This window comes from Collinsella aerofaciens (assembly GCF_039752775.1).
GTDB lineage: Bacteria > Actinomycetota > Coriobacteriia > Coriobacteriales > Coriobacteriaceae > Collinsella > Collinsella aerofaciens_R.
Genome location: NZ_JBDMGT010000006.1, coordinates 61,172 through 81,719 on the forward strand (window position 1 = coordinate 61,172; position 20,548 = coordinate 81,719).

20 protein-coding genes are annotated in these 20,548 nt (G+C 61.5%); 1 reads left to right on the forward strand and 19 read right to left on the reverse strand.

Going from position 1 to position 20,548, the window contains the following annotated elements; genetic code table 11:
* Positions 1 to 2: 2 nt before the first annotated feature.
* The 19 genes from pyrH to rpsP form a co-directional block, all read right to left on the reverse strand.
* On the reverse strand, positions 3 to 725 hold the full coding sequence (gene pyrH / locus ABHR63_RS02885) for a UMP kinase (RefSeq protein WP_035138557.1): 723 nt from the start codon (positions 723 to 725) through the stop codon (positions 3 to 5).
* 118 nt (positions 726 to 843) lie between these two features.
* The gene (gene tsf, locus ABHR63_RS02890; protein ID WP_195245999.1) at positions 844 to 1,713 is read right to left on the reverse strand and encodes a translation elongation factor Ts; all 870 of its coding nucleotides are present in this window, start codon (positions 1,711 to 1,713) and stop codon (positions 844 to 846) included.
* A 45-nt stretch (positions 1,714 to 1,758) separates the two neighbouring features.
* Positions 1,759 to 2,487: a 30S ribosomal protein S2 gene (gene rpsB / locus ABHR63_RS02895; RefSeq protein WP_006236109.1), complete on the reverse strand. Its 729-nt coding sequence runs from the start codon at positions 2,485 to 2,487 to the stop codon at positions 1,759 to 1,761.
* 219 nt (positions 2,488 to 2,706) lie between these two features.
* The gene (locus ABHR63_RS02900) at positions 2,707 to 3,627 is read right to left on the reverse strand and encodes a tyrosine recombinase (RefSeq protein ID WP_161144711.1); all 921 of its coding nucleotides are present in this window, start codon (positions 3,625 to 3,627) and stop codon (positions 2,707 to 2,709) included.
* On the reverse strand, positions 3,624 to 4,961 hold the full coding sequence (trmFO, locus tag ABHR63_RS02905; protein WP_161144691.1) for a methylenetetrahydrofolate--tRNA-(uracil(54)-C(5))-methyltransferase (FADH(2)-oxidizing) TrmFO: 1,338 nt from the start codon (positions 4,959 to 4,961) through the stop codon (positions 3,624 to 3,626). The genes ABHR63_RS02900 and trmFO overlap by 4 nt, the downstream gene beginning before the upstream one ends.
* Positions 4,962 to 4,975: 14 nt before the next feature.
* Entirely contained in the window at positions 4,976 to 5,911 is a 936-nt protein-coding gene (locus ABHR63_RS02910) for a DNA-processing protein DprA (protein ID WP_055309874.1), read from the reverse strand.
* Positions 5,908 to 7,431 (reverse strand): YifB family Mg chelatase-like AAA ATPase, encoded by a 1,524-nt coding sequence (locus ABHR63_RS02915; protein WP_161144690.1) that lies wholly within the window; start codon positions 7,429 to 7,431, stop codon positions 5,908 to 5,910. The genes ABHR63_RS02910 and ABHR63_RS02915 overlap by 4 nt, the downstream gene beginning before the upstream one ends.
* Positions 7,431 to 7,916: a YraN family protein gene (locus tag ABHR63_RS02920; RefSeq protein ID WP_152068233.1), complete on the reverse strand. Its 486-nt coding sequence runs from the start codon at positions 7,914 to 7,916 to the stop codon at positions 7,431 to 7,433. Before ABHR63_RS02920 ends, ABHR63_RS02915 begins: the two co-directional genes overlap by 1 nt.
* A gap of 189 nt (positions 7,917 to 8,105) precedes the next feature.
* Positions 8,106 to 8,894, reverse strand: a complete 789-nt coding sequence (gene rnhB / locus ABHR63_RS02925) for a ribonuclease HII (protein WP_055250018.1) — start codon at positions 8,892 to 8,894, stop codon at positions 8,106 to 8,108.
* Between the two features lie 93 nt (positions 8,895 to 8,987).
* Positions 8,988 to 9,329 carry a 50S ribosomal protein L19 gene (gene rplS / locus ABHR63_RS02930; protein WP_006236098.1) on the reverse strand — a complete coding sequence of 114 codons (342 nt, stop codon included), beginning with the start codon at positions 9,327 to 9,329 and terminating at the stop codon, positions 8,988 to 8,990.
* A gap of 210 nt (positions 9,330 to 9,539) precedes the next feature.
* Positions 9,540 to 12,290 (reverse strand): pyruvate, phosphate dikinase, encoded by a 2,751-nt coding sequence (ppdK, locus tag ABHR63_RS02935; protein ID WP_161144689.1) that lies wholly within the window; start codon positions 12,288 to 12,290, stop codon positions 9,540 to 9,542.
* 250 nt (positions 12,291 to 12,540) lie between these two features.
* Positions 12,541 to 13,407: a pyruvate, water dikinase regulatory protein gene (locus ABHR63_RS02940; protein ID WP_161144688.1), complete on the reverse strand. Its 867-nt coding sequence runs from the start codon at positions 13,405 to 13,407 to the stop codon at positions 12,541 to 12,543.
* Positions 13,408 to 13,441: 34 nt separating this feature from the next.
* Complete coding sequence (gene glyS / locus ABHR63_RS02945; protein WP_161144687.1) at positions 13,442 to 15,538, reverse strand: glycine--tRNA ligase subunit beta; 2,097 nt, start codon at positions 15,536 to 15,538, stop codon at positions 13,442 to 13,444.
* A gap of 3 nt (positions 15,539 to 15,541) precedes the next feature.
* A complete protein-coding gene (locus ABHR63_RS02950; RefSeq protein WP_006236091.1) occupies positions 15,542 to 16,453 on the reverse strand; it encodes a glycine--tRNA ligase subunit alpha in 912 nt (303 codons plus the stop codon).
* A 59-nt stretch (positions 16,454 to 16,512) separates the two neighbouring features.
* Positions 16,513 to 17,076, reverse strand: a complete 564-nt coding sequence (gene lepB, locus ABHR63_RS02955) for a signal peptidase I (protein ID WP_161144686.1) — start codon at positions 17,074 to 17,076, stop codon at positions 16,513 to 16,515.
* A gap of 2 nt (positions 17,077 to 17,078) precedes the next feature.
* Complete coding sequence (gene trmD / locus ABHR63_RS02960) at positions 17,079 to 17,837, reverse strand: tRNA (guanosine(37)-N1)-methyltransferase TrmD (RefSeq protein ID WP_195568684.1); 759 nt, start codon at positions 17,835 to 17,837, stop codon at positions 17,079 to 17,081.
* 10 nt (positions 17,838 to 17,847) lie between these two features.
* Positions 17,848 to 18,369 (reverse strand): ribosome maturation factor RimM, encoded by a 522-nt coding sequence (rimM, locus tag ABHR63_RS02965; protein ID WP_161144684.1) that lies wholly within the window; start codon positions 18,367 to 18,369, stop codon positions 17,848 to 17,850.
* A 4-nt stretch (positions 18,370 to 18,373) separates the two neighbouring features.
* Positions 18,374 to 18,619, reverse strand: a complete 246-nt coding sequence (locus tag ABHR63_RS02970; RefSeq protein WP_171021534.1) for a KH domain-containing protein — start codon at positions 18,617 to 18,619, stop codon at positions 18,374 to 18,376.
* Between the two features lie 42 nt (positions 18,620 to 18,661).
* Positions 18,662 to 19,003, reverse strand: coding sequence for a 30S ribosomal protein S16 (rpsP, locus tag ABHR63_RS02975; RefSeq protein WP_022094749.1), 342 nt, complete (start codon positions 19,001 to 19,003; stop codon positions 18,662 to 18,664).
* A gap of 201 nt (positions 19,004 to 19,204) precedes the next feature.
* Between rpsP and dinB the strand changes: the two genes are divergently transcribed.
* Positions 19,205 to 20,458 (forward strand): DNA polymerase IV, encoded by a 1,254-nt coding sequence (gene dinB / locus ABHR63_RS02980; protein WP_138374984.1) that lies wholly within the window; start codon positions 19,205 to 19,207, stop codon positions 20,456 to 20,458.
* The last annotated feature ends 90 nt before the right edge of the window (positions 20,459 to 20,548 follow it).

Here is a 20,548-nt window from a genome sequence, read left to right on the forward strand (position 1 = left end):
GCTTAATCCTCCTGATAGACGAGCGTGCCGACGGGCTCACCCGAAAGCGCGCGCTTGACGGTGTCCTCGCCATCGATGTTGAGGACCAAAATCGGCATACGGTTATCCTGGCACAGTGCCGTAGCGGTGGAATCCATAACCTGCAGACCGCGGACGAGAACCTCGTGATAGGTAATCTTGTCAAAACGGACGGCATCAGCGCACTTGACGGGATCCTTATCGTAGATGCCGTCAACCTTGGTGGCTTTAATCAGAATCTCGGCGCCGATCTCGCACGCACGAAGAGCCGCGGCGGTGTCGGTCGTAAAGTACGGATTGCCCGAACCGGCGGCAAAAATAACGACGTTGCCCTTGGAAAGGTGGTTGATGGCGCGACGGCGAATATAGGGCTCGCAGATCTCGTTCATCTGGATAGCGCTCATCACGCGGCAGGGAACATCGTTATGCTCGAAGGCATCCTGCAGGGCGAGCGCGTTCATAACGGTTGCCAGCATGCCCATGTAGTCGGCCTGAGCGCGCTCCATGCCACCGGCAGCGCCTGCCATGCCGCGGAAAATATTGCCGCCGCCGACAACGACGCCGACCTCATGGCCAACGGCGAGCAGCTCCTTGACCTGCTTAGCAAGATGGTCGGTAACCTTGGGGTCGATGCCATATTGGCCGTCGCCCATCAGCGCTTCGCCGGAAAGCTTAAGAAGCACGCGTTTATATCGGATGTCGGACAAAGCGATCCTCCTTTAGATTGAACTCTCAACATTCTATCAAAGGCTCTAAGAAGAGCCATGAAAAAGCAGGCTGTGAGTAAAACCCACAGCCTGCTCATTACCAGCTACAAGAGCTTATTTACTCGCCACGGACCAGACGGTCAAAGGCAACGACGGTAATGGTGTCGCCGAGCTCCTTGGAGACCTGCTCAGCGTACTTCTTGATGGTGAGGGAGCTGTCCTTGATGAACTCCTGCTCGGTGAGCACGGACTGCTTGTAGAACTTCTCCAGACGGCCGACAGCCATCTTCTCCTGAATGGCCTCGGGCTTGCCGGACTCGGCAGCCTGAGCCATGTAGATCTGCTTCTCGTGCTCGACGGTCTCGGCCGGAACCTGATCGCGGATAGCGCAGATCGGGGCGACGGCGGCAACCTGAAGGGCAACGTCGTGAGCGAAGGTCTTGAAGGACTCAGCCTGAGCGGTCTCGGCCTTCTCGAAGGCGAACTCGACGAGGACGCCGATCTTACCACCCATGTGGATGTAAGAAGCGAGCGCGCCGTTCTCAGCCTTGCGAGCAGCGAAGCGGGAGATCTTCATGTTCTCGCCCATGATGTGAATCATCTCGGTGAGCTCGGAGGAAACGGTCTCCTCGCCCATCGGCTTCTCGAGCAGAGCGTCGACGTCAGCAGGCTCGGTGGTAGCGACAACCTCAGCGACCTTGGAAGCAAAGCCGGTGAACTTGGCGTTGGAGCCAACGAAGTCGGTCTCGCAGGAGAGCTCGAGCAGAGCGCCGGTCTTGCCATCCTCGGAGACGAACGCGGCGACAGCGCCCTCGTTGGTCTCACGGCCAGCCTTCTTGGCAGCCTTGGCGAGGCCGTTCTTACGCAGAACGTCGACAGCGGCGTCCATGTCGCCGTCAGCCTCGACGAGAGCCTTCTTGCACTCCATCATCGGGGAGTCGGTCATCTCGCGGAGCTGCTTGACCATAGCGGCGGTAATCTGGGCCATTGTGGTTCCTTTCAAAGAGATGAAAAAGAATTAACTAAGACTGATTTACTCGGCCTTGGGCTCAGCGGCCATCTCGGCCTCGGAGACCTGCTCCTTGCCGGAGCCAGCGAGGCAGGCGTCAGCCATGAGCTCGCACATAAGGGTGACAGCGGAGATAGCGTCATCGTTGCAGGGGATGCCGTACTCGACCTCGTCGGGATCGGAGTTGGTGTCGATCAGAGCGACGACGGGGATGTTCAGGCGCTGAGCCTCCTTGATGGCGTTCTCCTCGCGCTTGGTGTCGATGACGAAGAGAGCCTGGGGCAGACCCTTCATGTCGCGGGCGCCACCGAGGTTGGTCTGGAGCTTGGTGAGCTCCTTGCCGAGCACAGCCTGCTCCTTCTTGGGCAGAACAGCCATGCGGCCGTCCTCGACCATGGCCTCGAGCTCCTCCATGCGGTTGATGCGGGAGCGGATGGTGACGAAGTTGGTCAGCATACCGCCGAGCCAACGCTGGTTGATGTAAGGCATGTTGGCGCGCTCAGCAGCGTTCTTGACGGCCTCCTGAGCCTGCTTCTTGGTGCCGACGAACAGCACGTTGCCACCCTTGGCGACGTTCTTGACGAAGGTGTAGGCCTGATCGGCGTCGAGGATGGTCTGCTTGAGGTCAAGGATATAGATGCCGTTGCGCTCACCGAAGATGAACGGCTTCATCTTGGGGTTCCAGCGGCGGGTCTGGTGACCGAAGTGGCAGCCGGCCTCGAGCAGGGTGCGGATATTAATCTTGGTAGCCATGTTAAACCTCCTGTGGTTTGCCTCCGCGCGGGGTCATCCTCCAAAACCAACCCGGACATGTGCTACCAAAGCCCGGGCACCACGGTATGGAGTAGCCGCGCGTGCGTGATAAAAACATGTTGCCGTGAAGCAACCCGATGAATGATAGCAGGAATGCTTCTTCCTGCCAACCCGCAATCAAAACCACACACCTCGATGCGGCGCGGGACGTCCCAGCCACTATTCGCCGCGGGGATGGGCTTGAGCCACGGCACGTTTGAGCCGATCGGGTGTGAGATGCGTGTAAATCTGCGTCGTGGACAGGCTCGCATGGCCCAGCAGCTCTTGAACCGAGCGCAGGTCCGCACCGCCCTCGAGCAAGTCGGTCGCAAAGGTATGGCGCATCGCATGCGGGGCGATGTCGGCCGGAATGCCGGCGAGCGTCGCCAGCGTATGGAACCGCCGCCTGAGCATGGCGGCACTCATGCGATTGCCGCGCGCCGATATAAGCAGCGGATGCGGCCCGGTAGCGGGGTCACGGCGCTTTGCCTGAGCGAGCAACACCGGCCTCCCCTCCTCAATATAGAAACGAGTCACCTCGAGCGCACGACGATACAGGGGGACGATACGTTCTTTGCTCCCCTTGCCCCACAGACGCAGCGTGCGTTCGGACCAAGCGATGGACTCCACATTGAGTGCTGCGAGCTCAGAGATACGGGCGCCAGATGCATAGAGCAACTCGAGCATTGCCGCATCGCGCAGTCCCGCGGGCGTCGAGGTATCAGGCGTCTTGAGCAGTGCCTCGACCTGCTGAGTCGTAAGGACGCCCGGCAGGTCGCGCGGCAGCTTGGGCGATGCGATAGCCGAGACCGCATCACCCTCGACAATCCCCTCGGCAGCCATCCACCGATAGAGCGAGCGAATGGAAGACAGATGCGCCGCAAGCGTTCGGGGAGCCACCTGCTCACGCGAAAGCTCGGCAAGATAGCGACGAATGGTGCGCACGTCGGCAGCGAAAGCATCGATATCCTCGCGCTCGCACCAGGCAGCAAAGCGCTCCAGTCTCGAGCCATAGGCAGTCACCGTGTTGGGAGAAAGTCCCTCGACACGTGCGATATAGGCGATAAACGAGTCGACGGTGTCGTACAGGTCAAAGGCTATGACCGGTCGCCTCCAAACAAATCGGGGCGAGTGGCCAGATAGGCATCAAGGGCCTCGAGCGCACGGTCCGCATAGGCCTGGTAGCGGTCGCGCTTGCTGCGGCGCTTACCATCCTCGAGTGGCGGCACCAGGCCAAAGTTGACATGCATAGGCTGATAGCCCACGGTGGCAGGATCGGTCGCATAGCCCACGAGCGCACCCAGGGCACCCACACGCGGCAACTCGACGCCCGCGGCACCGATAGCCTCGGCATAGGTGTTGAGCGCCGCGAGCAGACCTGTCGCCACGGCTTCCATGTATCCCTCGGTACCGGTGATCTGACCGGCCAGACGCACGCCGGTACCGGGCACGGCAAAGGTGCCATCGAGCACGTGCGGGGCGTCGACAAAGGTATTGCGGTGCATGACACCGTAGCGGAAGAACTCAGCGTTCTCCAGGCCCGGCACCATATGGAAGACGCGCTTCTGCTCGCCAAAGGTCAAGTTGGTCTGGAAGCCCACCAGGTTATAGGCGGTCTTCTCCTTGTTCTCGGCACGCAGCTGAATCGCCGCCCAGGGGCGACGTCCGGTACGCGGGTCGGTGAGGCCGACGGGCTTCATGGCGCCAAAGCGAATGGCGTCCTTGCCGGTGCGCGCAACTTCCTCGGCAGGCTGGCAGGCCTGGAACAAATCGCCGCCCTCAAAGTCTTTGAGCACCACGCGGTCGGCCGTGGTAAGCGCCTCGATAAAGGCCTCGTACTCCTCCTTGTTGAGCGGAGCGTTGAGATAGTCGCCGCTCCCCTGCTCCTCGTAGCGCGACTGCGAGAACAGCACGTCCATATCGAGCGTGGAGGCATCGACGATCGGCGCCGCGGCATCGAAGAATGCCAGGGCATCGCCACCGACGAGCTTCATAACCTCTTCGCTCAGCGCCGGTGAACACAGCGGGCCCGCGGCAATGACCACGTGACCCTCGGGAATCTGCGTGACCTCGCCGTGCACGACCTCGATATTGGGACGAGCGGCAACCTCGGCCTCGACAAGCTCGGAAAACTTGACGCGGTCGACCGCCAGGGCACCGCCGGCGGGAACAGCCGCGCGATGGGCGCAATCGAGCAGGACTGAACCCATGCGCTCAAGCTCGGCCTTCAGCAAACCAGCCGCGGAATCCGGACGGGTCGACTTAAACGAATTGGAGCAGACGAGCTCTGCCAGGTGATCGGTATGATGGGCCGGGGAGCTCACCTGGGGGCGCATCTCGCACAGCTTTACGGCAAACCCGCGGTCTGCCAGCTGAATCGCGCATTCCGAACCCGCCAGACCGCCACCGATAACCGTCACCTGATCGAACTGCATCTGCAAACACCTTTCTAATTGACACGTTTTCCATTGTGACCGAAGGGCGTCTGGGCGTGAAGGGCAAACTTGGAGGGCGCATACCTTCCATCCATCATGCGCTCGATAAGGCCCTCGAGCTCAAGCGAACCCAAGAGTTTGAGTACGCCGACAGCATCGAGCGAGACGAGCGCCGCGATGTCGTCGACCTTGAGCGGAGAGGCAATGAGCGCATGCATCACAGTTTGCTGCGTTGGATCCAGGTCGGCAATGCCGGGAGCATCGGGGCGCGAGTAGCGCAGGGTGCCGTAGATGCGTGAGATTGCCATCTCGATGGACTCCTCGTCGACAATGCAGCAGGCACCGTTCGCAATGAGGTAATTCGTGCCACGCGACTCGGGCGATAGGATCGACCCCGGCACGGCAAGAAGTTCGCGCCCCAAATCCATAGCAGCCTCGGCTGTAGAAAACGTCCCAGAAGGCATACCCGCCTCGGATACAAAGAGGGCTTGCGACAGGGCCGCGATTACGCGATTGCGGCGCGGAAAGGCGAACTTGCGCGGACCCATGCCCCACGGAGAGATCGACACGACCGCGCCACCCGTATCAAGCGTGCGCGTAATCAGCCCCGCGCTCGAACGCGGGTAGACCACGTCGGCGCCCGTCCCCAGCACCACAACGTGTTTGCCGCCGGCGTTGACCGCAGCCCAACCCGAGGCCTGGTCACAACCGACCGCACCGCCCGAAACTACCGTCACTCCCGCCTCGACCGCAACCTTTGCCGCAAGCTCTGCCACGGCAAGACCATACGGCGAGGCCTTTCGCGCACCGATGATGGAGAGCGCGGGCGTCGAAAGCGCCTCGGGGTTGCCGCGCACATAGAGCGTCTGAGGTACATCAGAAAGCTCCAAAACGGTCTCGGGATACAACGCGTCACCTGGATGCAGCTCGAAGGTCCCCTCGGCCATCATTGGTCCCTCCTTCCCTGGTACATCGCCGCCTCGAGCACGTGGTCCTGCGTCACTTGTTCGCTCTCGGCGACATCTGCGATCGTGCGCGCAATGCGAACCAGGCGCACGATGCCGCGCCCTGTGAGATGTGTGCGTTTGGACAGACCGAGCACACACTTCTCCGCCGCATCATCGAGCTCAAAGGTCGAAACGACGCCGTCAATGGACCGTGTCTCGTCATCCTCGGCCTCGGCATCCGCATCGTCCATACGGGACTCGCGCCAGGCGCGAAAGGCGCGACCGCGCACAACGTAGTCACGTAACTCGGCCGACGACATACCCTCCGCGCCCTCGATAATCACCTGGGGGTCGGGACGGGTCACATCGATCATCATGTCGATACGGTCGGCCAAAGGACCGCGCAGCTTTGCCCGATAGCGCTCCACCATCGCCGCCGAGCAGCGACACGGCACCTCGCGATCGCCCAAAAAGCCGCAGGGGCAGGGATTGCTCGCAGCCAGCAGTTGAAAGCGCGACGGGAAGGTAAAGGCCCCGTCGACGCGTACGATCCTCACATAGCCACGTTCGATGGGCTGACGCAGCGTCTGCAGCACACCCGTGGGAAACTCGGCAAGCTCGTCCAAAAAGAGCACACCGCCATGAGCAAGGCTGATCTCACCCGGGTGCACCGGGCGCCCACCGCCGATAAGGCCTGCGGTCGAAATACTGTGATGGGGACTGCGGAAGGGCCGGTGCCCCGCCAACAAGCCATCAATGTTCTCACCCAAAACCGAATGGATGCACAGCGCCTCCTGTTGATCCTCAACAGAAAGCTCGGGCAGGATGCCGGTCATACGACGTGCGAGCATCGTCTTGCCCGATCCCGGGGACCCAATCATGAGCAAGCCGAGTTCTCCTGCCGCCGCAAGCGCCATGCCGCGTTTGGCAACCTCCTGCCCCAGCACGTCGGCATAGTCGAGCTCGGGCTCAAAGGTCGCCTCAGGCCCTTCAGAATCCAGGTAGTGCCGCGCGGCATCGCCCATACCATGAGCAAGCTGAGACAAATGATCGATAAAGCCGCAATCCACGCCCGCGAGTGGCACATGCTGGTCTGACCTGCCGGCGATAAAAGACAGCCCCATGTCGCGAGCCAGCAGTTGAAACGCCACCTCGCCCTTGACGGGAAGCACCGTACCGTCCAAGCCGAGCTCGCCGGCGATAAGGCAGCGATCGAGGTTGTCACGGGGAATCTGACCATCGGCTGCCAGAACCGCGATGGCGATAGGCAGATCAAAGCCGCTACCGGTCTTGCGAATATCGCCGGGCGCCAGGTTGACCGTAATGCCCGAGCGTGGGATCTCGAACCCGGCGGAGTGCATCGCGCAGCGAATACGACCGCGCGACTCCATCACCTCCATACTCGGAATGCCGAGCATTTGGATGCCCGGAACGCCGCCGGCAAGCGAGACCTCGACCGTGACGGGAATCGCCTCGACGCCGCGGATGCAGGCCGCGTGAACGGCAAACGTCTCGAACGCCATCACGAAACCTGCCAATCGAACGCGTTGTACTGGTGCTCGATCTCGGCGATATGCCCGTCGCGGATGGTGACGCCCACGGCATCGAAGCGAATCGCCTTGAGCGGATAATGCTCCATGAGATAGCAACTTGCGATGCGGCGGTAGCGGCGTTGCTTTTGGGCGTCCACGGCCTCCTCGGGAAAGACCCGCGTGTTGCAATCCAGCGCAACGCGTCTGGTCTTGACCTCGGCCATCACCACGACATCGTCGAGCTCATCGAGCAGCACCAGATCGGCCTCGCCCTCGGTGCAACGATAACCCTGCTCCAGCAAGGTGTAGCCGCGCTCGTTAAAGTAGTCGATGGTGATCAGCTCGCCTAGCATGCCCAGCTCGCGGGGACTGAGTCCCTTGATAAACTCGGGCGTCATCGCCCCACAGTCGAGCTCGCCGTTTTCCCAACGCTCCTTGAGCTGCTGCGTCTTGCTCTTTTTGCTTGCGGCACTCATGGGGTCTCCTTTCCCGCACACTGCATTGCCCCGATGATGAGGGCACCTTTCATGCGGGTAAGTACCGGAAGCAAACCAAAAGCTGACCAAATGCCGACAAAAAACGGGCCGTACGCAGCAATGCTGCTGCATACGGCCCGCTACCAGCAGGTTTATAAAACCACAGAGGTCCCTGTCTCCACAATTGGCCTAGAAAAGGCGCTCAGTCTGCAGAAAGTTTCCGCAAAAGCTCACGCGGTGCAGCGGACAAAGTCCATGTTTGCGAATGGCCTCGATGTGCTCGGGGCTCGCATAGCCCTTCGACTCGGCCAGATGGTACTCGGGGTACTCGGCGTCGTACTCGACCATCATCTCGTCACGCGTGACCTTGGCCATGATGGACGCTGCGGCGATGCAGGCGATCTTGGCATCGCCTTTCACCACATCGCGCTCGTTAGGAACAGCGCCCAAGGGGTTGCCATCCATGAGGACGCAGTCGGGTTCAAGTCCCGTATCGGCCACGGCGCCCGCAACGGCGGTACGGATAGCACGGGCCATGCCCATCTCATCGATATCCTTAGGCGCGATATGGCAAAAACCGATCGCCGTCGCCACCTCGGCAATCTTCACTGAGAGCAACTCGCGGCGCGCCGGCGTGAGCTTTTTGGAATCGTTGATGCCCCAGACGCGCGGCTCCATGGGAAGGCACACGGCACACACGGTTAAGGGACCCGCTACCGAGCCGCGGCCCACCTCGTCGACACCAACGACCACCCCATCGCCGCCAAGCTCATGCATAAGCTCGTACATGTCATTGACGCGCTCGCGCTCGGCAAGTTCCTTAGCATGGCGTTTGAGGGCGCGTTCACAAGCCTTGATCACCTGCTGGCGCGGGTCCTCGCGATAATGCTCCACGAGGGCGGGGATCTCCTCAAACGTTGCGCTCGCTAGCTCTCCGGCAACCTGCGATGCCGAAACCGAGCTCGTCATATTGGCCATACCAGGCCCTCCTTGCATGCAAATCAGATAAAAAGAAGGGCCACCCGAAGGTGGCCCTTGTGTCCAAACGAGTGGACAGACGCTGCGATCTTCTTAGCGCTTCTCGGGGATGCGAGCAGCCTTGCCCACCTTGTCGCGGAGGTAGTACAGCTTGGCGCGACGGACGCGACCATGACGAACGACCTCGAGCTTGGCGATCTTGGGGCTGTGAAGCGGGAAGGTACGCTCAACACCGACACCGAAGGACATCTTGCGGACGGTGAAGGTCTCGCGGGCACCGGCGCCGGCCATGCGGATGACGTCGCCCTGGAAGACCTGGATGCGCTCGCGGTCGCCTTCCTTAATGCGGTAGTGAACCTTGACGTTGTCGGCGACGCGAACCTGAGGAATGTCCTCGCGGATCTGCTGACGCTCGATTGCGCGGATGTAATCCATGTGCAATTCCTTACTCTTCTAGAGGTGCCGTACCACCTTGGCCGGCACGTAGTTGAACAAACGTATTCGAGTATACACGCGCGGGTTTCTGCTGCAAGAACAATTTTTTACGCAGACAAAAAGACAAAACCCGCACATGATAACCGTCCGCCTCACGAATGAGACGGACGGCATGAAGGGGGGCTACGTTAGGCGTCTGAACCCAAAACGTTACGCGGAGCGCTTCGCCTCGAGCTTGGCCTGGGCGGCAGCCAGGCGTGCGAGGGGCACGCGGTAGGGCGAGCAGGACACATAGTCCACGTCGGCCACGTTGAACAGGCCCTTAATGGATTTGGGGTCGCCGCCGTGCTCGCCGCACACGCCAAAGTGCATGTCGGGGTTGGTGGCGCGGCCCTTCTCGACGGCCATGCGCACCAGCTCGAGCACCGCGGTATCGATGGTCTCGAAGGGATTGTCCTTCAGGATCTTCTTATGCATGTACAGCGGGATGAACTTAGCCTCGGCGTCGTCACGCGAGAAACCGAAGGTCGTCTGGGTGAGGTCGTTAGTGCCAAAACAGAAGAAGTCTGCATAATGGGCGATCTCGTCAGCGACCATGCAGGCGCGCGGCAGCTCGAGCATCGTGCCCACGGGAATATTGAGCTCGACGGCCTCTTCGTCGGAAACCTCGGCGATTACGCGCTCGATAACCTCGCGGATCTGGACATGCTCGGCCGTGATGGAAACGAGCGGAACCATGATCTCAGGGCGCGGATCGACGCCTTCCTTGATAAGACGGGCAGCAGCCGTAGCGACGGCGCGAACCTGCATGAGCGGCAGATCGCTAAAGACGACGGACAGGCGCACACCGCGCAGGCCGAGCATCGGGTTGGACTCGACCATACCGTCAATACGACGCAGACGGGTGCGCAGGGCGGCAAGCTCTTCCTCGTTGGCGCCAGCGGCTTCCTTCTTGGTGATGGCGACCTCGAGCTCGCGAGGATCATCCAGGAACTCATGAAGCGGCGGATCGAGCAGCCGGACGACCACATCGCGACCGGACATGGTCTTGAACATCGCCAGGAAGTCCTCGGTCTGAACCTTGAGCAGGTCGGCCAGGGCCTGCTGCTTCACGGTCTCATCGTCAGACAGGATAAAGCTCTGGATGATGTTCTTGCGATCGCCCAGGAACATGTGCTCGGTGCGGCACAGGCCAATAGCCTCGGCGCCAAACTCGAGGGCGAGCTCGGCATCCTCGGGATTGTCGGCGTTGACGCGCACATGGTTGGCATGGCCACAGGTCTCGTCCAGGCGAATCTCGTCGGCCCAGGACAGGATGGTGTCCAGGTCGCCGGTAAGCTCGGCGGAGGCCAGGTCGACGGGACCGTCGACGACGATGCCCTGGGTGCCGTCGATGGAGATGACATCGCCCTCGTGCAGTACGCGGTCGCTGCCCTCGATGCGCACGACCTTCTCGGCGGCGTCAATATGGAAGCGCTCAACGCCGCAGACGCAGGGCGTACCCATGCCGCGGGCGATAACGGCGGCATGGCTCGTCTTGCCACCGTGGCTGGTCAGGATGCCCTCGGCGGCGACCATGCCCTTCAGGTCGTCGGGGTTGGTCTCCCAACGAACCAGAATGACCTTGTGGCCCTCGTTGGCGCGCGCGACGGCGTCATCGCTCGAGAACACGACCTCGCCCACGGCGGCACCGGGGCTGGCGTTCAGACCGCTGGCCAGCGCCTCGTACTTCTTGGAGGCGTCAAACTGCGGGTGCAGGAGTTGGTCGAGCTGCGCGGGATCGATGCGGCTCACGGCCTCCTCGCGGGTGATCAGGCCCTCCTCGACCATTTCGATAGCGATGCGCAGGGCGGCGGTGGCGGTGCGCTTGCCCACGCGGGTCTGGAGCATCCAGAGCTTGCCCTGCTCGATGGTGAACTCGATATCGCACATATCGCGATAATGATCCTCGAGCGTCAGGAACACGCGCTCGAGCTCCTCACCTGCGGACTCGAGGCCCGGGGTGGTCTTGAGGTCGGCAATGGGCTCGGTGTTGCGGATGCCGGCGACGACGTCCTCGCCCTGGGCGTTAACCAGAAAATCGCCGTAGAACTCCTTGGTGCCGTCGGCCGGGTTGCGCGTAAAGGCGACGCCGGTCGCAGAGGTCTCGCCCTTGTTGCCAAAGGCCATGGCCTGCACGTTGACGGCGGTGCCGAGGTCGTCGGAAATGCCATGCTGCTTGCGGTAGATGCAGGCACGCTCGTTCATCCAGCTGCCAAAGACGGCCTGGATGGCAAGGCGTAGCTGAAGCTCCGGGTCGTGCGGGAAGATGGGCTTGCCGTCAGCGACCTCGAGCTCGGGATACAGGGCGGCATCGACGTTCTCGGAGAAGATGCCCTTAAAGGTCTCGACGAGTTCCTGCAGGTCCTCGGCCGAAAGCTCGGAGTCGACGCGAACGCCGGCGACCAGGCGGGCCTGGGTCAGGGCGTTCTCGAACAGGTCGGCATCGACACCCATGACGACGTTTGAGAACATCTGGATAAAGCGGCGGTAGCTATCCCAGGCAAAACGCAGGTTTTGCGTCTGGGCAATGAGACCCTGAACGGAGTCGTCGTTGAGACCCAAGTTGAGGACCGTGTCCATCATACCGGGCATGGAGAACGGAGCGCCCGAGCGAACCGACACGAGCAGCGGATCGGAGGCGTCGCCGAGCTTTTTGCCGCAACGGGCCTCGAGGTCTGCCTCGGCAGCAACGATCTCATCGAGTGCGCCCTCGGGCCACACGTTGCCGGCACCGGAGTACTCGACACAGGTCTGGCAGGTAATGGTAAAGCCACCGGGAACCGGCAGGCCGATACGGCTCATCTCGGCAAGGTTTGCGCCCTTGCCGCCAAGCACGAAGTTCATGGACTTGTCGCCCTCAGTGACACGGGTGCCCTGGGCGTCGGTTCCAAAACGGTAAACCCTCTTGCAATCGCTCACGATACTTCCCCTTCCATGCACTTACGCGCACGACCGTGGTAACGAATCGACCCGCCAGATGCGGGCCGTGAGGGAACTATACGGCGGGTTTTGAGCGGGCTTAAGCAGAGGATGCGCGGTTTGGTAAACGTGCTAAAACTGGCGGTAAACGGTAGATAAAGGTGGTTACCTTATGAAGATACCACTGCAAGAGAAATGCAGGTCAGATGCGATATTTTTGCTAAATCGCTTTATCAAAATGCTGCTACTATTAGGCTCGACGGGCGGCGCGGCGGGCACGGGCTTCTTGGATTTCCTCCAAGTGGCTAATGATCTCGGAGGCGCTCTCCTCGATCGCCTTGCCATCGGTACGCACCACAAAGCAGCCTAGGCGCTTCATGAGGGCACGGGCTTCCTCGAGCTCGCTGCGCACACTCTCGGGCTCGGCATAGGAGCCGGCAACGGCACGGGCGTAATCATCGCCCAAGCGGCTATCGCGAATCTCAGAAATAACGTCGACGGTCGAAATTAGGCCGAACAGGCGCATCGGGTCAACCTCGTAAATCGACTTGGGCGGCTCCATGCCGTGCGCCAGAGGGACATTAGCAACCTTGTAACCTTGATAGGCCAAATACATCGACAGCGGCGTCTTGGACGTGCGCGATACGCCCAACAGCACGATATCGGCACCCGACAGATCGTCGCAGCCGCGTCCATCATCGTGCTCAACGAAATACTCCATGGCCTCGATACGATGGAAATAGCGGTCATCGGTCCTGTGAATCACGCCCGCAACGCCCTTGGGCGGCACACCGATGAGCGACGACAGCACGGCAAGCGTCGGGCCGATCAGGTCGACCGAGCGAATATGCAACATACCCAAGTAGTCGAGCACACGAGCACGAAGGGCCGGGTCGACAATGGTGTGGAACACGGCGATATCGCGATGGTCGGCATCGACGCGCGGCCCCACAAATGACTTGACCTGCTCCACGGAGGTCACCTTAGGCAGGCGCAAAACGCGAAAAACCCCTTCATCAAATTGCCCGGACGCCGCAAGCACCACCTCACAAGCGGTATCACCGAGCGAGTCGGAGATAACGATAACGGTGGGACGAGCGGTGACCGGGCAATCCATGCGGAGCTCCTTTTGCGCTTATGCGCAGGCTGGCTTACTTTTTGCGGGCAAGCTCACCGATGTTGGCGATGCCGGAGAAAACGGCCTCGAAGCGGTTGAGCAGCTTAAGGCGATTATCGCGGAGCTGCTCGTCCTTGTCCATGACCATAACCTCATCGAAGAAACGGTCGATGGGCGCGCGCAGGGCGGCGAGGGCGGCAAATGCGGCCGGGTAGTCCTCGGCAGCAAGGGCAGCATCGACAGCAGTCTGAGCAGCCTCGGAAGCATCGGCAAGCGCGAGCTCGGCCTCGCCCATCAGGCTGCGGTCGTACTCCGCGCCCAGCTCGGGCTTGGAGATGTGCGCGGCACGGGCATAGGCCGTAGCCAGGTTGTCAAAGGTCTCGGCATCGTTCTTGCGGGCCTCGTCGAGGGCGGCGCAGCGGGCGAAGAAGACGGACGGGGCGATGATGTGCACCGCGGAGACGGCGGCAACGGTATCAGCCGGGATCTTTTCGTCGCGGGCCATGCTCACCAGGCGGCCATGGAAGAAGTCACGAACCTGCTGGGCGACCTCGGCGGCGTCGAACTCAATGCCCTGCTCACTGTAGAGCTCGAGGGCGAAGTCGATGAGCGACGTGGGGTCGATCGGCAGGCGGTCGCGCAGGATGTTGATGATGCCGATAGCGGCACGACGCAGCGCGTAGGGGTCCGAAGAGCCGGTCGGGGGCTCGCCGATGGCAAAGATACCGGCGATGGTATCGAGCTTGTCGGCGCAAGCCACGATGCAGCCAGCGGTGCCCTCAGGCAGCTCGTCACCGGCAAAGCGGGGACGATAGTGATCGCGGATAGCATGAGCGACCTCGTCGTTCTCCCCCATCGCGGTCGCGTAATAACCGCCCATCACGCCCTGCTGGCTCGTGAACTCGACAACGGCGTTAGACACCAGGTCGGCCTTGCACAGGTGCGCGGCGCGAGCGGCATCGGCGGCAAGGTGGGCGCCCAGATGAGCCTCGCGGGCGATAGCGAGCGCGAGCTGCTCGATGCGCTCGGACTTGGCGAGCACGCTACCGAGCTTCTCCTGGAAGGCAACCTTGGCCAGACGCTCGCGGAACTCGTCGAGGGAGATCTTCAGGTCCTCCTCGTAGAAGAACTTGGCATCGTCCAGACGGGCACGCACAACGCGCTCGTTGCCGTCGATCACGCGCTCGGCGTTCTCGGGCTTGCTGTTGGAGACGACCACGAACTCACGCGTGAGCTTGCCCTCGCCGTCATAGATCGGGAAGTAGCGCTGGTTGGTGAGCATGGACTCGCAGATAATCTCGTGCGGGACCTTGAGGAACTCCTCATCGAAGGTACCGACGAGCACCGTCGGCCACTCGCAGAGGTTAATGACCTCCTCGAAGACCTTCTTGGGCGTATCGACATGGCAGCCGGGACGGGCAGCCTCGACCTCGGCGATACCGGCGAGGATGGCCTCACGACGACGCTCGGCAGAAAGCACGCCGGCGTCCTCGAGCACTTGCTCGTAGACGGCGGGGCTGGCGACCACATGGTCACCGGGGCCAAGTACGCGATGACCACGCGTGGTGTTGCCACTCGTCACGTCGGCAAACGACACGGGCACAACATCCTCGCCCAGAAGGCAGCAAATCCAACGGACCGGACGAACAAAGGTAGCATGCTCGTGACCCCAGCGCTGGGAGCGGTAGTTGGGCCACTGCAGGCCGGCGATGGTCTTCTCGCACAGAGCGGTCAGAATCGGCGTAGCCGGTGCGGAGGGAATATTCTTCTCGGCGAACACATACTCACGACCGTCAGTGTCCTCGCGACGGACCAGGTCCTCGGCAGCCACACCGCACTTGCGGGCGAAGCCCTGGGCGGCCTTGGTGGCGTTACCGTCAGCGTCGAAGGCAATGTTGGCCGCGGGGCCACGCTTGACCTCGTGAACCTCGTCGGTCGCGGTGGCGACATCGGCAACGAGTGCAGCCAGGCGGCGCGGGCTCGAGATCACGCGGACCTCGCCGTGGGCCAGACCGGCCTCGTCGAGACCCTTGGCGATCATGGTGCCAAGCTGCTTGACGGCATTGTTCAGCGGTGCAGAGGGCATTTCCTCCGTACCGATCTCAAACAGGAAATCCTTAGCGTCTGCCATGGCTTACGCCACCTCGCCTTCCTGGTCGGCATTCTCGTTGACTCCGGCGACCTCGGCCATGTAGGCCTCGCAGCACGCCTTGGCGACGGCGCGGACGCGCAGGATGTAGTTGGCACGCTCGACTGCGGACAGAGCGCCGCGGGCATCGAGCAGGTTGAAAGCGTGGCTGCACTTCATGACGCAGTCATATGCCGGCAGCGGCAGCTTGCGCTCTAGACAGGAATGGCACTCGGCCTCGTAGTCGTCAAACTTCTGACGCATCATCTCGACGTTGGCGACCTCAAAGTTGTAGGCACTGAACTCGCGCTCGTTCTCGAGGAACACGTCGCCATAGGTCATGGGCGTGCCGTCGGGCAGGTAGCTCCACACCAGGTCGTAGACCGAGTTGACGCCCTGGGCGTACATGGCGATGCGTTCCAGGCCATAGGTGATCTCGACAGGAACGGGGTCGACCTCGATACCGCCCACCTGCTGGAAGTACGTAAACTGCGTGACTTCCATGCCGTTGAGCCAGACCTCCCAGCCAAGGCCCCAGGCGCCGAGCGTCGGGCTCTCCCAGTCGTCCTCGACAAAGCGGACGTCATGGTCGTTGGGGTCCAGACCGATAGCGGCAAGAGACCCCAGGTAAAGCTCCTGGGCGTTGACCGGAGAGGGCTTGATGAGCACCTGGAACTGATAGTAGTGCTGCATGCGGTTGGGGTTCTCGCCGTAGCGGCCGTCGGCGGGACGGCGGCAAGGCTGCGCATAGCAGGTGCGCCACTCGGCGGGACCGAGCGAGCGCAGCGTGGTCGCGGTATGGAAGGTACCGGCACCGACCTCGGAGTCATAGGGCTGCATAATGACGCAGCCCTGCTCGCCCCAGTACTGCTGGAGGCGCAGGATGATGTCTTGGAAGGAAAGCGATGAAGCGTTCATGCCTCTAATATCCCCTCGTCGAAACGATTACACGGTTAGGTACTGTACTATAGCGGTTTTTAGTCGATAGCGCCGATGCGGTTGAGCGGCCAGTAGCGCACGAGTGCCACGGCGATCAAATCAGAGCGATCGACGGGACCAAAGTAGCGTGAGTCGGCAGAGTTTTCGCGGTTGTCGCCCATCACCCACACGCACCCGTCGGGAACGGTGTAGGGATAGCTTACCTGAGCACCGGGCGCTTGGACCGAAAGTGGCCAGCTCATGCCCGTCGTATAGTCCTCGTCGAGCGCTTGGCCGTCAACGACCACCTTGCCATCCTGCAGGTCGACCGTCTGGCCGGCCGTGGCAATAACACGCTTGACGAGAACATCATGCTCGGAGGTGCCATCGGGGTTGTGAAACACCACGATATCGCCTTGGCTGACAGGCTGACCGAGCTCGAGGCTCACCTTTTGCGCCAGGATCTGGTCGCCAATCTCGATCGTGTCCTCCATAGAACCGGTGGGCACCACAAAGGGCTCGACCACAAAGGTACGGATCAGGAACGTGGCCACGAGCGCAATCGCGATGACCGCGATCCACTCAAAAGCGCCCCTCAACGCGGAATGTTGCGTAGGAACCATACTCACTCCTCGCTCTGCGAATACGAAGCGTCAAGAATCTCCTGCGCGTAAGCGCGCTCCTCGGGCGTGAGCCGCGCTGTCTCGATCAGATCGGGACGCCAGCAGCAGGTGCGCTCGATGGCGTTCTTGCGACGCCAGGCATCGACCTTGGCGTGATCGCCGCTCACAAGCACCGGCGGCACGCCCTCGCCGTTGAACTCGGCGGGGCGGGTGTACTGCGCGTACTCGAGCAGTCCTCCGTCCTCGGCGGTCGAGAATGACTCGTCGACGTTGCTCATTTCGTCACCAAGGGCGCCGGGAATCAGGCGTACGACGGCATCGGCAACGACCATAGCGGGAAGCTCGCCGCCCGTGAGCACGTAGTCGCCGATCGACAGACGCTCATCGGCATACGCATACGCGCGCTCGTCGACGCCCTCGTAGCGACTGCACACAAACAGCAGGCGCTCACTTTTGAGCAGGCGCTCGGCCACATGCTGCGTAAAAGGCTCGCCACAGGGGGTAAAGAACACCACAGTGGGCTTGGGACCCTCTGCGCTAATGGCCTCGATGGCCTCTGCGATAGGCTCGACCTTCATGAGCATGCCCTGCCCGCCGCCGTACGGCTCGTCATCGACGGTACGATGGCGGTCGTGCGTCCAGTCGCGCAGGTTATACGCCTTAAAATCAAAAAGGCCGGCCTTGCGGGCGCGGCCCAAAATCGACGTGGACATGACGGGCTCAAACATCTCGGGAAAGACCGAAAGGGTCTCGATCAGCATGTTGTCCTCCCTAATTGTCCATATCGATCAGGCCGTCCATAGCGTGGACGGAAATTGTTCCTGTGTCGGGAAGATCGAGCACGACCTGCTCGATCACGGGAATCAGTACCTCGCCGTACCGATCACCCTCGACAACCCAAACATCGTTAGCGGGCGTCGACATGATCTCGACAATCGTGCCGAGCGAACCGAAGCGCTCGTCGACCACCTCGCGACCCATCAGGTCGGTATAGGCAGCGTCGAGCGAATCGAGCTCAAAATCGTCACGATTTGCCAGCACGTAGCATCCCGTGATACCCTCGGCGGCCGTCAAGTCGTCAATGCCCTCAAACGAGACCAGATCGCCATCGCCCGTATCGGTGACGGACACGACCGTGCAAAAGCGGTCGCGCTTGAGCGCCGGCGGCGTCAGGGCGACGCGCATACCCGGCTCTAATACAGAAGGAAGCCCCCGCAGCGGCTGCGCGAGGACCTCCCCCTTCCTTCCGTGCGGCTTGACCACACGGGCGATGTTTTTGTACTGGGACCTCAAGGTCCTAGCCCAGAACCTCTACCTCGACAGCAGTGTCGAGGCGAGCGGCCAGTGCACGGGCGAGCGTGCGAATGGCCTTGATGGTACGGCCACGACGGCCGATGACCTTAGCGACGTCATCCTCGGCGACCGAAACCTCAATTGTAGAGGCGTCGTCACCATCGATGACCTCAAGGCTCACGGAATCCGGGTCGTCGACGATCTGAACAACGAGATATTCGACGAGATCGGCGATGCGATCTGAGAGCATTGCCTCACCCTCGAGCTGTGCAGCGTCAACCTCAGGCACGATTTACTCCTCGGCGCCCTCAGCGGCCTCAGCGGCAGCCTTAGCGGCCTCGGCCTCTTTGGCGAGCTGCTTCTTGGACTTCTTGACGACGGTCTCGGTCTTCTCGCCCTCGTTGGCGGCCTTGACCAGAGCGGCGACGGCGTCGGTAAGCTGAGCGCCCTTGGACTGCCAGTCGGCGATCTTCTCGAGGTCGAGGTTGATGGTCTTGGGGGCGGTCATCGGGTTGTAGCGGCCAACCTCCTCGATGATACGACCGTCACGCGGGGCGCGGGAATCGGCGACGACGACACGGTAGTACGGACGCTTCTTAGCGCCGTGACGAGCAAGGCGAATCTTGACTGCCAAAGGAAACTCCTCCAACCAAGCAGCTTTAGGCTGCAACTACAAACAAACAGTTGAACATAATACGCCATCGACGCGGGCAGGTGAAGTCCGTGAGACCAACTTCTTCGGTGTAGTCGAGGGCAAATCCATATCTTAGACAAGAATTCGGGATTTGCAAGCACATACACGCACCCCACATGAGCTGCGCGGTATACTCATGACATGGAAAGACGCGAACATACATACGGTTATGAGGATGCCACGGGCGTCACGCCGCCTCCCTGGACGGGTCCGGCGGTGGGCCTGATGGACCTCGATGCGTTTTTTGCGAGCGTGGAGATGCTCGATCATCCCGAATGGCGCGGCAAGCCGCTCATCGTGGGCGGAGACGCCGATTCGCGTGGCGTCGTGTCCACGTGTTCGTATGAGGCACGTCGCTTTGGCGTGCACTCTGCCATGGCCTCGGCCGAAGCGCGGCGCTTGTGCCCGAAAGCCATTTGGACGCACGGGCACTTTGATCGCTACCGCGAGGTGAGCGCGCAGGTCATGGCGATTCTCGCCGACGAGACCCCGCGCGTCGAGCGCGTATCCATCGACGAAGCCTTTATCGATATCACACCGGGTCGCTTTGCGCCCGAAGACCCGCTGCTGGTTGCGCGGCGTATAAGCGACCGCGTGGCAGGGCTGGGAGTGACCTGCTCCATTGGCGTGGGCTGCAACAAGACGGTCGCAAAAATCGCAAGCGAGCGGGATAAGCCGTTTGGGCTGACCATCGTGCGCCCCGGAACCGAGCAGCGCTTTTTGGCCGCGCTGCCGGTATCTGCCATGAGTGGCATCGGGCGCTCGGCCGAGGAGCGACTGCGCCGCATGCGCATCTACACCCTCGGCGAGCTATCACGTGCACCGGAATCCACCTTGGCCTCTATTTTTGGCGTCAACGGCGAACGCATGCGCCAGCGTGCGCAAGGACTCGAAATCTCCGAAGTCACGAGTCTCGATGAAGAGCGCGAGGTCAAATCGGTCAGCAATGAACGCACCTTTGCGAAAGATTTGACTGAGCGTGGGGATATTGAGGCGGCGATTGCGCTGTTGGGAGAGTCAGTGGGACGCCGCCTGCGCCGTCAGGGGCTGACGGGTGCCACGGTAACGCTCAAGCTTAAGTATTCGTATGGCAGCGGGCGTACGGCACAGCGCCGGCTGCCTCATCCGACCGACGATGAGAACATCTTCGTGGCGGTTGCACTCGAACTGCTCGACAACATCTGGCAGGATGGCATGCATGTTCGCTTAGCGGGCATCGGCATGAGCGACTTCGACCACCAAGGCGGCATCCAGACTGACCTGTTCTGCGAGATCGATGACCGCGGAGCCCAATCCAGCGACCGCCGCGACCTCTCCGTCGCCATCGACGCCGTCCGAGACAAATTCGGCGACACCGCCCTTTCCTTCGGCCGCCAATCCCGCTTCAATAACTAGTCTTTTTTGGACGGGGGGTGTTCCTATAGTTTTGTCAACTGGGCAATGCTGTTTTCGAGATTGAATCGCGACATGCTAACGCCAGGCCTT

Bases quoted from the DNA above. Each gene is read 5' to 3' on its own strand.
- rnhB (WP_055250018.1), bottom strand. From the start codon at position 8,894: ATGGCCAATATGACGAGCTCGGTTTCGGCATCGCAGGTTGCCGGAGAG.
- rplS (WP_006236098.1), bottom strand. From the start codon at position 9,329: ATGGATTACATCCGCGCAATCGAGCGTCAGCAGATCCGCGAGGACATT.
- ABHR63_RS02950 (WP_006236091.1), bottom strand. From the start codon at position 16,453: ATGAACGCTTCATCGCTTTCCTTCCAAGACATCATCCTGCGCCTCCAG.
- dinB (WP_138374984.1), top strand. From the start codon at position 19,205: ATGGAAAGACGCGAACATACATACGGTTATGAGGATGCCACGGGCGTC.
- trmD (WP_195568684.1), bottom strand. From the start codon at position 17,837: ATGCTGATCGAGACCCTTTCGGTCTTTCCCGAGATGTTTGAGCCCGTC.
- tsf (WP_195245999.1), bottom strand. From the start codon at position 1,713: ATGGCCCAGATTACCGCCGCTATGGTCAAGCAGCTCCGCGAGATGACC.
- trmFO (WP_161144691.1), bottom strand. From the start codon at position 4,961: ATGCAGTTCGATCAGGTGACGGTTATCGGTGGCGGTCTGGCGGGTTCG.
- rpsB (WP_006236109.1), bottom strand. From the start codon at position 2,487: ATGGCTACCAAGATTAATATCCGCACCCTGCTCGAGGCCGGCTGCCAC.
- ABHR63_RS02910 (WP_055309874.1), bottom strand. From the start codon at position 5,911: ATGATGGCCGAGGGGACCTTCGAGCTGCATCCAGGTGACGCGTTGTAT.
- lepB (WP_161144686.1), bottom strand. From the start codon at position 17,076: ATGGTTCCTACGCAACATTCCGCGTTGAGGGGCGCTTTTGAGTGGATC.
- ABHR63_RS02940 (WP_161144688.1), bottom strand. From the start codon at position 13,407: ATGGATTGCCCGGTCACCGCTCGTCCCACCGTTATCGTTATCTCCGAC.
- ABHR63_RS02970 (WP_171021534.1), bottom strand. From the start codon at position 18,619: ATGCTCTCAGATCGCATCGCCGATCTCGTCGAATATCTCGTTGTTCAG.
- ABHR63_RS02920 (WP_152068233.1), bottom strand. From the start codon at position 7,916: ATGAGTGCCGCAAGCAAAAAGAGCAAGACGCAGCAGCTCAAGGAGCGT.
- glyS (WP_161144687.1), bottom strand. From the start codon at position 15,538: ATGGCAGACGCTAAGGATTTCCTGTTTGAGATCGGTACGGAGGAAATG.
- ABHR63_RS02915 (WP_161144690.1), bottom strand. From the start codon at position 7,431: ATGGCGTTCGAGACGTTTGCCGTTCACGCGGCCTGCATCCGCGGCGTC.